At 39.2% G+C, this 10,992-nt stretch carries 11 protein-coding genes and 1 tRNA gene; 2 read left to right on the forward strand and 10 right to left on the reverse strand.

Annotated features, from left to right (window positions below):
• Positions 1-956 (reverse strand): exo-alpha-sialidase (locus tag VGE44_RS02240; protein ID WP_331076136.1); only part of this gene is annotated, 956 nt, incomplete at its 3' end.
• A gap of 121 nt (positions 957-1,077) precedes the next feature.
• Here VGE44_RS02240 and VGE44_RS02245 point away from each other — a divergent pair.
• Positions 1,078-1,965 (forward strand): winged helix-turn-helix domain-containing protein, encoded by an 888-nt coding sequence (locus VGE44_RS02245; protein ID WP_331076137.1) that lies wholly within the window; start codon positions 1,078-1,080, stop codon positions 1,963-1,965.
• Between the two features lie 270 nt (positions 1,966-2,235).
• Positions 2,236-3,150 carry a hypothetical protein gene (locus tag VGE44_RS02250; RefSeq protein ID WP_331076138.1) on the forward strand — a complete coding sequence of 305 codons (915 nt, stop codon included), beginning with the start codon at positions 2,236-2,238 and terminating at the stop codon, positions 3,148-3,150.
• 153 nt (positions 3,151-3,303) lie between these two features.
• Here VGE44_RS02250 and VGE44_RS02255 read toward each other — a convergent pair whose 3' ends face one another.
• The 9 genes from VGE44_RS02255 to VGE44_RS02295 form a co-directional block, all read right to left on the reverse strand.
• On the reverse strand, positions 3,304-3,738 hold the full coding sequence (locus VGE44_RS02255; protein ID WP_331076139.1) for a hypothetical protein: 435 nt from the start codon (positions 3,736-3,738) through the stop codon (positions 3,304-3,306).
• A gap of 245 nt (positions 3,739-3,983) precedes the next feature.
• Entirely contained in the window at positions 3,984-4,238 is a 255-nt protein-coding gene (locus VGE44_RS02260) for a hypothetical protein (protein ID WP_331076140.1), read from the reverse strand.
• Between the two features lie 401 nt (positions 4,239-4,639).
• The gene (locus tag VGE44_RS02265; protein WP_331076141.1) at positions 4,640-5,569 is read right to left on the reverse strand and encodes a hypothetical protein; all 930 of its coding nucleotides are present in this window, start codon (positions 5,567-5,569) and stop codon (positions 4,640-4,642) included.
• 4 nt (positions 5,570-5,573) lie between these two features.
• A complete protein-coding gene (locus tag VGE44_RS02270) occupies positions 5,574-6,272 on the reverse strand; it encodes a hypothetical protein (protein WP_331076142.1) in 699 nt (232 codons plus the stop codon).
• A gap of 116 nt (positions 6,273-6,388) precedes the next feature.
• Positions 6,389-7,501, reverse strand: coding sequence for an AraC family transcriptional regulator (locus tag VGE44_RS02275; protein ID WP_331076143.1), 1,113 nt, complete (start codon positions 7,499-7,501; stop codon positions 6,389-6,391).
• A gap of 398 nt (positions 7,502-7,899) precedes the next feature.
• Positions 7,900-7,979 (reverse strand) — tRNA-Leu (locus tag VGE44_RS02280).
• 79 nt (positions 7,980-8,058) lie between these two features.
• A complete protein-coding gene (hscB, locus tag VGE44_RS02285) occupies positions 8,059-8,586 on the reverse strand; it encodes a Fe-S protein assembly co-chaperone HscB (RefSeq protein ID WP_331076144.1) in 528 nt (175 codons plus the stop codon).
• A gap of 323 nt (positions 8,587-8,909) precedes the next feature.
• Positions 8,910-10,238 carry an RIP metalloprotease RseP gene (gene rseP / locus VGE44_RS02290; RefSeq protein ID WP_331076145.1) on the reverse strand — a complete coding sequence of 443 codons (1,329 nt, stop codon included), beginning with the start codon at positions 10,236-10,238 and terminating at the stop codon, positions 8,910-8,912.
• Positions 10,239-10,266: 28 nt separating this feature from the next.
• Positions 10,267-10,992 (reverse strand): 1-deoxy-D-xylulose-5-phosphate reductoisomerase (locus VGE44_RS02295; protein ID WP_331076146.1); only part of this gene is annotated, 726 nt, incomplete at its 5' end.

Raw genomic sequence — 10,992 nt, forward strand, 5'->3', positions numbered from 1 at the left:
CGGAATATGCCATCCGGATGACCCAGTACTAAATATTTGCCAACCTGTTTGATCGATGAAAGGAACAAAGTAGGGCGAAGTCCATCATCAATGGCCTGCCAGGTTTGTCCGCTATCCATTGAAATATGTACCCTTCTGGACTGGGTCTTTGTGTTGCAGGATATAGCAGCAAATCCACCATCAATGCGTTCAATAGCTATGCCCACCCCACCCTCGCTGATCACCCATTGCCAGTTTTCACCATTATCTGTTGAGCGCATGATCCCTTTCTGACCAGTCGCCACGAGAACTCCTTCCGACTCCACGATATTCATTACCCAGCCTTCATTTTGTACCTGTTTCCAGGTTTTTCCCTTGTCGGTAGATTTATAAAGACCGTGGTCATAACCGAGGAATATTGTTCCCTTAGCTGTTTCAAAAACAGTCCGCATTGAATGTTTGCTAAAATTTGTATGTATCGGCAACCAGGTTTCTGTATCAGACTTCTTTTGATGGATCTGTCCTTTATAATTGAAGGCCATGATACCCGAACGATTGAAAGCAATCGAAGCACTCTGGGGATCAGGAACATTCACTTTTTCCCAAACCGGACTTATAAGATTACTCTTACTTCGATACATTTCATTTTTCACATTTAAATAAAGATCTGACTCTCCTGCAAAGAAATTCACAGGCTGTTCAGCTTCAGGGAGTCCTTCGCTAAGGTCCTGCCATGTTTGGCCGCCATCATTAGATTTGAGGACCCTGCTTGCAAGCCCCGGTTTACTTCCATTGGATCTGAATACCGAATCTTTTGCAGATGGATCTATCAGGGACTTATCACCAGTCCCCGGGTCTTTAATTGATTTAGTACCTGCAGACGTTTTCTCACCCGCTTGCTTTTCTTTTAGCACAAAAGAATTTAGCAGAACCACTACTATGAAGATTGCGGGAACATACATAAATGATTTTTTCATTTTCTTTGATTTTAATTAAAACCTATCCGGTTGATTAAACAAAACTACATTGATGTTTTTCTGTATGAGCAATCAGAATTGTAAATAAAAATGTAAACTTTGTAAATAAAATCTTGACATTATGCAGGTTAGCCAAAATCTGATTTCAGGGAAACGCAAATACCTCTTCGCATTGATATTGTTGTTTATCTCTGTAATCGGCCTGGCTTTCAGTATGGCAGAAGGCAACGACTTTGATATTGCAAGAAGGGAAGTATTACTCCGCAGGATCGGACATGAACTGCTTTTACAGTCGGGAGACAGTACATCAAGGGTGCTGCCAGTAAATAAGATCGCAGCGGATGAATACCAGATCAGGTTTGAGAATAATCTTACTTTTCAACCCGACTCGCTTGTGAACACTACCCGGCGTTTGCTGGCCAAAGACCCGCTAGCACGAGATTATGTTGTTAACGTTCTGAACTGCAGGAACGCCAGCGTAGCATTTGCATATGCCATATCCAAAAACGAAAAAAATACTATTGTAGCATGTTCAGGAAGAATACAACCTACAGCATGTTATTTGATTAACATAAAATTTGAACCGACGGGTATAATTACAGCAAAGAATGGATATCTTCTGGGCAGCCTGCCGTTTTTAGCATTTATTGGTTTTATTTTTTTGAGATCTGCCAAGCCCGGGAGAGCCTTACCAGAGGTTCAGTCTGCCAGCACCTTCAGTTTGGGCCCTGTGCTGTTCGATACGAAGAACCGGAATCTTCTGATAAATGGAAAAACAACAGACCTGACCGGAACGGAAACCCGTTTACTCCTCATTTTCGCATCATCACCAAACGAAACCATAGAGCGAAGCCGTTTGCAAAAAGAGATATGGGAAGATGAAGGTGTTATTGTTGGCCGTAGCCTGGATATGTTCATATCAAAACTCAGGAAAAAACTGGAGCTTGATCCGAATGTTAAAATTGTTGTTGTGCGGGGGAAAGGGTATAAGCTGGAGATTGGTTCTTAGGAAGGAGCTTATTGCTAGAACTAGATACAGAGTAATTAAATGGATTTAGAAGGTAGAGACTTAAATTAATCAAAGGAGTCAGAAGACTCCTTGTTATTGGATAATCCATAGAGCCGCTTCGCTAAACTACATACAGTAGGGAAATTTCCCTCTGGCTATAACAAGCATCCAAACTTAATAGTGTTTCAGCGCTTTAACATAATTTAACTTTCATTTTTTAGGTCGTCCATTAAATGTGCATAGTTTTGGGCAGCTAATGCTACATACAACATGATTACAAGTAAGATAAAAAAATGGGAAAGCGGTTTAATAATGATTTATATCGCAGTAGGATTGGTTACATCGTGCACCACCTTGCAAAAGCGAGATAAGCGCTATAATGTTTCCATTAATAAGCCAACATATACAAAACAATACCCAACTGTATTATATGATGAGGCACATTTGAATACTCACACCAGTAAAGGAACCTACAAGCCCTTTGTCGACTTAATTTCTAATGATGGATATAAGGTTTACGTTAACAAGCATAAATTCTCAATTCAAGTACTGGAAACTTATGACTTACTGGTTATCTGCAATGCGAAAAGTGATAAGAATCTTCCCAGAGATATAGGTGCATTTACTGCTGAAGAATGTAAAGCTGTTACTAATTGGGTCAGAGAAGGAGGATCGTTACTTTTGATTGCTGATCACCATCCTTTTGGTCTTGCAAATAGGGCCTTAGCTGCATCTTTTGGAGTAAAAATGGGCGGTGGAAGTGTCAAAGATGGATCTGTACAAGATGGACAACTTGAATTCAGTCGTTCGAACGGGTTACTGGGAGAACATGCGATTACAAATGGATTAGATAAGATCGTAACATTTACCGGACAATCTTTAGGGGGAAATGCAGTAAGTCTCTTGAAATTTGGAGCTAACACCACAGAAGTAAGACCAGATTCGATCTGGCAACAAGAGGGGAAGAATTATATTAGATTTGGGAAACCAGAATCTGTAGCTGGTTTAAGTCAGGCGATGGCTTTAGAGTATGGAAAAGGTAGAGTAGTGGTTTTGTGCGACGCAGCTATGATAAGTGCGCAGAAATTGTTTGGCAGAAGATTCGGAATGAATTATCCAGTAGAGACTGATAATAAACAATTTGCTTTGAATCTAATGCATTGGTTGACAAAGAAAGCATTTTAATGATTTAAATGCAGGATCATATAACGGTTTGTGTGCCTTTTATACTTTCGATTAGGGATTTTTTACCTTCTAACCAGGTTTCTATCCGCCTGTATTTCTATTGATCATCGTAATGTCCTGCCGCAGTGAGATTGGGTCTTAGGAAGGTGCTTATCAAGTTGTTTTTGAGAATAAAGTGAAATACAACCCGGTTAAAAGGGAAATTATGCCAATAATCCAGTACCAAATTTGAAGCGTATGAGTCTTTGATTTATGTGCTTCTTTGATTAATTGGGTTGAAACTCTATCCCCTACAAAACCAACATTAGAGCCTTGTACTGACCCGTGAAAATGATAACTCACAACATTGTTAGTCTCTTTTATTTTTTGTTGAGCCTGCCACTCTACCCAACCTATACCTGATTCTAAAATTTCGTAACCTAATTTATCTAGAGCATAAGAACTTCGAAAACCATGTGGTATAATCAGACCTTTTGCTTTGGCTTGATTTATTACATTCAAATCAATTCGATCGGTTTTATTGAATCTAAATATACCTTGATTTCTTTGGAATGCTTCTAGGAGCCTATCCATCTCGTGTTTTTCCATTAGTTAAAAATCATTACTACACAAAGATAAGTACTTGACCTCCAACTAAAAAGACCTTTCGGTATACTCGAAAATATACCTTTATATAATTAGGCTAAATTCCATCAGTACTGTTTCCTATCAGGTTGTTGATAGAAACTTCCTATAATTGCTATGCCTCTCCTGTGAGTAGTTTTAAGCGAAGAAAAACTAATTGTTATTAATAAACAGGGTCTCTGTCTGTACAGTAAATTCCAGCGTGTACCTCAAAGCGCATCAAGAAACTGCTCAAGAGCCGGTTTTCCGCTCACACGGGTTACTTTACCTTCTTCAGCCTGTTTCAGCGCTTTACGGATTTTTTCAATAAGCTGAGGACTAAAATACAAGTCATCCTTAAGTACCGGTGTTATAGAATAAGCTTTGTTCTTCCCTCTCTGGATGATGATCTGTTCACCATTGTCGGCCAGGTCCATATATTCCGCCTGTTTTTCCCTAAACTCTCTGCTGCTTATAATTACCATGATTTGAATTTATGTACCAATCTGGTACATAAATAATGCTAATTTCTTCTTATTTCAAAAAAGGACCATGGGATGAGTTTCAAATTTGACAACTCCATACCAAAAGAGCAAAGCTATCTACTACGTCAGTGGACCTTTCTTGATTTGTACCCAGCGCCCTCCCCGATAGCTCTCGAGACGAACCGGGACTTCCAGAAACAAAAAAAGCCCCATATCTCTCTAAGGCTTGGTATCCAAAACAGGATTATTGTCGAACCATTTTATTGAGGAATTGAAGCGAATAGCTTATTTAAACGTATTTAGGCATTTTCGAAATATCTAAACAGGACTATTGTCAAACCTTATGGGTTGAAGAAGTTAATAGCAATAAGAAAATTAAGGATGGTGGGAGTTCCTAATAATTATAGTTTATTATCTAACCAATGAATAATATTCAAAAGAAACTGGGCATTTTGACTGGCATCAACATGGTTCATCCCCCTTTTATCGCTACCGATACCCTGAAGCTGCGCTGTAAATGGTGCGGAATCACCAAACACTACAACCTTACCCTTTCCGTATTTCAAAAAAGCCCCATTTACTAAACCCAAACCTGAAACGGAAGGAATTGCGCCCGAGGGATAATTAATTTCAGAAGCTTTCGAGGGTAGGTATACTGTATAGTTTTCATCCAGCTTAGAAATGACCGAGGCTTCTTTCGGAACTATAAAACCTGTACCACCCCAGATTCGAATGCTGTCTATTACAGCTCCCCTGGTATTCGTTATCAGATTCGAATGAAGATTATTTCCAAGCCTGGAAAATATTTCGGGCGCACCTCCTTTCCGAAGCGCAAAGCCATTTAAAATATTAAACCCGAATTTTTCAGCGAGTTTGTTTACCGAGGCGGGACAGGGCATATGGTCGGTTATTAAAAACAGACTGCCCCCTTTTTTTACCCATTCATAAATTTCATTTATTTCGTGGTCTTTAAAGACTGAATGTGTAGGAAGATCCCAGTTAGAGGGATCGGCCATTGCATTTACAGTAATATAGATATTTGTATTTTTCAATATTGAAGCTGTCACCTGTTCCCGCGTCCTCTTCAATACATATCCATCTCCGGTCAACAATTTATTAAAAGCATAATAAGCCCCTTTCAGGGTATGAGGATTATTATGTGATTCATCGAAGGTGATAGCAGACCCTGTCCCAACTTGGTACATGGGACGCTTTATGGCAAAGTGATAGCTGGTATCCGAAACTGATTGACCTGTAGCAATTAAGGGCAATAAAAGTATAATGAAATATAGTTTTATTGCAGATTGTACATTCCGGATTTTATATGTCATGTGCTTATTTAATTTTATCCCAGGTATCAACATCAAAACATACCACCTGTTTCACAACATCTCCTTCTTTAATGACCGTCAAAGGGAATCGCATTTCTTTGTTGTAAAAGTTCGTCTCTGACAAAGGACTAAGTATTATCTCCTTTCCATCCCATTGTTGCTTAAGTAGTATAGAATTGCCTTTTACACTTAATTCTATGAACATGTTCTGATCTTTACTAAACTTATATTTACCTTCAAGAACCTTGAGTTTATTCGGTGGCAGAATTGCTTCCTGATTAGGGTCGAAATTAACTTTTGTTAAAATGATTCGGTTCATCGCTTTTAAAGAACCTATTTTGCCTGAAGCGTCTTTGATAAACAGGCATTGATGCTCTTCATTTTTTGATTCGAATTCCAGATCAGATTTTCTTATTAACATGTATTCCCTTTTATCCCATACCTGCTTAGCCAACAAGCCATCTCCCTGCTGTACAATTTCAAGATATGCAACTTTATTAGGGAACTGGAAAAAGCCCTCAAACTCTTTTAGCTGTATGCCATAAGTTTGCCTATCTACAGCTTGGGCTATTAACAAGGCCGGCAACAGGAACAAGCATAGACCCATTATAGCCACAAACGATGACACTTTAAGTCTTGTTGAATGAGAGGTGCTATGGAATGTTATTCCAAATAAATTTGATGTAAAAGAGTTTGCTTTCATATTTTTCGTTTAAGAATTATGAAGCAATAATAGCGGGGAAAAGCTAAAAGATGTTCCGATGGATACAACTGTACATATTACCAGTGTACTTAATCACTTTTAAACTCTGCCGGATATTATAAAGCAGAGTTGGAATTGGATCTCACGAAATCTGTTGGGGTCTGACCGGTTAGCTTTTTGAACGTCGTATTAAACGTTGTTTTTGAATTAAACCCGGCCTCTATCGCTATCCCGATCATATCAGAATACTTGATCTTTTCTGAGAGCAAAATCTTCTTCGCTTCTTCCACCCGCATCTCATTAATAAGGTTATAAAAATTTTTGTTTAATCCATTATTGATTATATAAGAAAGCTCATGTATGCCGATTCCTACTTCCCTACTTAAGTCTGCCAATGTAAGAGATGGATCTAAAAATAACTTCCTTTCTTCCAGTATAAGGACTACTTTACTTTTCAGCTCATTGACCTGATCCGTACTTAGTCTTTCCCTGTTATTATTCCTTTTCAGCATAGACGTGATTTCCGGTAATTCGGCAGCAGTAACCGGATAGATGATTCCTTGTCTCAGCGAGAAAAAGGCAATGAAAAATATGCCCAGGCAATACAAAACAGGGTTAATTAATGAAATCAGTCCGCCATTGTAGGAAACGATCCTTATTACTGTTAACAATAATGTTCCAAATAACAGTTGTTTGATCCAAAAAAGGTCTATACTTTCAATTGTCGAGGCAATTAGGCGGATGTTTCTTGTATGACTAGCAATTAATCTAAAGGACAATATCCAATATATAATTATTTGAACAATTGAAAAATAGCGGAAGATGAAACCCAGGTAATGAGGCAATTCAGACGGGGTAGCTGGGTCGTGAATGCCTGGCATTATAAATAGCAAAGAAAAGATCAGAAAGCCCAACGCAGGAATGAAATGAGCTAAGAGCTTTAGCGACTTCTTACCAGGATCTACGAAATATACAATGGACAGATAAAAGCATGGTGCAAGCGCCCAGCGGGTGAGTTCCAGAATGTGAATGAATAATTGCGATTCCATGGCAAGCCCCAACTTGTATATAAACTGTTGAAACAGTGCAAACGCCAAAAAAAGATAAAAAGCAGCCAGCCATCTGTTGGCAACCGTATTCACTCTGGTGATATTGAATAAAAGAAGAACCGAAAGGAGGCACAAGCTGCCTGCAGAAATAGCATATAAAGAATATGTCACGTGCAACATGCGGTGATTTATTACTGTCTAAGATTTTTCATGGTAGGGCATAATTACAAATATGATGAATATTAGTTAGCAGTTTATTTATCGCATTTGATATCTAGCAGGCATTAAAAAGGTCAATATTAAACAAATCGAATCCAGATCTAATTAATAAATTAATAAATGAAGTGTCTCCAAATAATGAACCTAATAAAATTAGTTCTCAAAAGTAACATAATCAGTATCCTTAAATGTTCGTATTTATCCAATTGAACATAATAATCATATTATGGGTAACTTAAGGGATCAAATTAAAAGAACTGAAAAAGCTTCTTTACGTAAAAAAATGTAGACATAATTTGCAGCTCTTGGAATGAATCGGCATGTAAATAAAAAAGTCCGAAACAGTAGTTTCGGACTTGTACCCAGCGCCGGAATCGAACCGGCACAGTTTCCTATCGGTGTTTGAGACCGACGCGTCTACCAGTTCCGCCAGCTGGGCATTTTGTATTACGTTTAACGAATATTCGTTCTACGTTGCGGGATGCAAACATAAATAAAATTTTAATAATTTAAAGGGTTCAGACCCTGAATTTGTTCAGACTTTCCCTGATCCTTAACAGGTATTTCTGCCTGTACCAGATATCCTTGATCCTCAGCAGAATACTTTCAGCATCCTCAGCTGCTTTGGCATCGAATTCATCCGTAGCAGATTTCAACTCATCAAACAAAGCCATTTCCATTGCATCAATTTGCCCGCTCAGCTCTGCCAGTTTCAGCTCATCATGATCAAATTCCATTTCCATCAAAGCCTCGTTCACATCCATCATATCCATTAAGAAATCCTGTGGCAAAACATACTTATCCCCATCAGCAAGCATATTATTCAAGGAGAGGACATACTCGATACGTTTCAGTGGATCAGACAAAACCTGATAAGCCTTATTATTCAAAGTAGACAGCTCCAGAATCTCAGCCTGCTTTTCATCACTTTCGTTCACATAAAAGTCGGGATGATAGCGTTTACTCAACTCATAGAATTTCTTCTTGACTAAGGCGTTGTCAATTTGGAAACTAATTGGGAGGTTGTATAGTTCGAAATAATTCAATAGGATTATAGGATTAATGGATTATAGGAATGTATGCAGTGCTCAACTCGATAGTTATAAGTAGTCAAATCTCAATAAAATAGGATTTCAGGATTTTAGGATTAATGGATTTCGGGATTGGGTGCAGTGCTCAATTATCAATAATCAACTCTCCAAATTAAACTCTTCATTAACAATCACTATTTCCCTCCTGCGTTGGGATGACATCCGTGTTCATTCTTTTTTTAAAAACTGTAATTTTAATACCAAATTCAACTGTCAACTGTCATCCCGATACCTATCGGGAGTCAACTGTCAACTGTCAACCCGATAGCTATCGGGTCTCAATTAATTATGTGTTTAACAATATCGTTCCCAAAAACAAATACCATCAAGGTAATTAATATCACGAAACCTACCATTTGAGCACGTTCCATGAATTTATCACCTAGTGGTTTACCTTTCACCATTTCAATTAACAGGAAGATGGCATGACCACCGTCCAGTGCCGGAATAGGCAATAGGTTCATTAATGCTAATGCCATGGATAGTAATCCTACCAAACTCCAGAATTTCACCCAGTCGACAGTTCCCCCAAACATGGTAGCAATACCTATCGGTCCGGTGAATGCTTTGTTCGCTTTCACTTGTCCGGAGGCTACCTTACCCAGTCCTTTGGCATTATCCATGAAAGAGCCCCATGCTTTAGCAGCTCCTACGGGCAATGCTGCCAGTAAACCATAGTCTACACTTTCCAGCGGAATCTTGAAATATTGGGAAATATAAATACCGATAGTACCATCTTCAGAAACCTGAGTTGGAATTTCAATGGCCTGCTGATTTCGGATTACCGAGATTGCAACTGTTTTATTTTTAGAAGACTGAACCTCCGATTTAAATTCATCATAGAAGGTTACCGGCTTTGCATTGACTGCTAAAATACTGTCGCCAACCTTCAGGCCCGCCTTTGCTGCATTCCCTCCGGGAGCGATCTGTATGACGCCCGACATCCTTACCCTTGGTTCAACAAACTGCCCGATTCCCAGATCTGAAACCATTTCGAGTACATCGCCCGGAACCTGTACTGGTATAGTTTTACCCTCTCTCTGCACGGTAAGTTCAGTATTACCTAACAATACTTTTGAACTGGTTAATTCTTCAAAGCGCTTAACAGGAACACCATTAACTGCTGTAATACGGTCGCCAGCCTGCAGGCCAATCTCCCGCCCTATAATTCCCGGTGCTATTCCATCAGGCAGTTTATCATTCGGAATAAAAGTCTCGCCGTTCTTCAGCGTAAGCATCCAGAAAATAAAGATCCCCAGTACAATATTAACGGCAACTCCACCCAGCATGACAATAAGTCGTTGCCAGGCCGGTTTAGAGCGAAATTCCCAGGGCTGAGGCGGACCGGCAAGCTGATCGGTATCCATAGACTCATCGATCATTCCTGAAATCTTTACATAACCACCCAATGGCAGCCATCCTATACCGTATTCACAACCTTTATAGTTAAAACTGAATAATTTAAAGCCCCATGCATCAAAGAACAGATAGAATTTCTCTACCCTGATCCCGAACGCCCTTGCAGCAAAAAAGTGTCCTGCTTCGTGTAATATGATTAAAATTGATAATCCCAATAACAGTTGACCCGTCATTACTAATCCATCCATGCCTTTTCTCTTATTTTATATTTAAACTCTATAATTTACTATTTGTTACTAATTCCTGAGCCAAAATCCGTGTAATCCTGTCTGATTCTAAATAATCATCGAGTGAGGGATCTGGTATAAACGTAATTTCGGACATACATTGTTCGATGATATCGCTCATCTTCAAAAATCCAATTCTATCTTTCAAAAATTCTGCCACAACCACTTCGTTGGCTGCATTGATCACACATGGCATATTCCCGCCGGCATTTAGAGCATCAAATGCAAGAGCCAGGTTCCTGAACGTCGTTTTGTCAGCCTGTTCGAAGCTTAAATTCGGAAAATCAGTAAAATTGAATCTCGGGAATGCATTTTCTATCCTTTCGGGATATGCCATAGCATACTGAATAGGCAATTTCATATCGGGCAAACCCATTTGGGCTTTCATCGAGCCATCTCTGAACTGAACCAAAGAATGAACTATTGACTGCGGGTGAACAATGACATCAATTTGTGAAACATCCAGATCAAAAAGCCATTTTGCTTCAATCACTTCCAGACCTTTATTCATTAAACTTGCCGAATCAATTGTGATCTTCTCTCCCATAACCCAATTAGGATGCTTAAGAGCCTCCTTACGGGTAATAGTTGCAAGAAAATCCCTGTCCTTCCCCCTGAAGGGTCCCCCGGAGGCTGTCAGGTAAATTTTTTCAATTGGATTTTGTTCTTCTCCGGCAAGGCATTGAAAGATAGCCGAATGCTCGGAATCTACCGG

Origin of the sequence: Daejeonella sp. (assembly GCF_036405355.1) — a bacterium.
Taxonomy (GTDB): domain Bacteria; phylum Bacteroidota; class Bacteroidia; order Sphingobacteriales; family Sphingobacteriaceae; genus Daejeonella.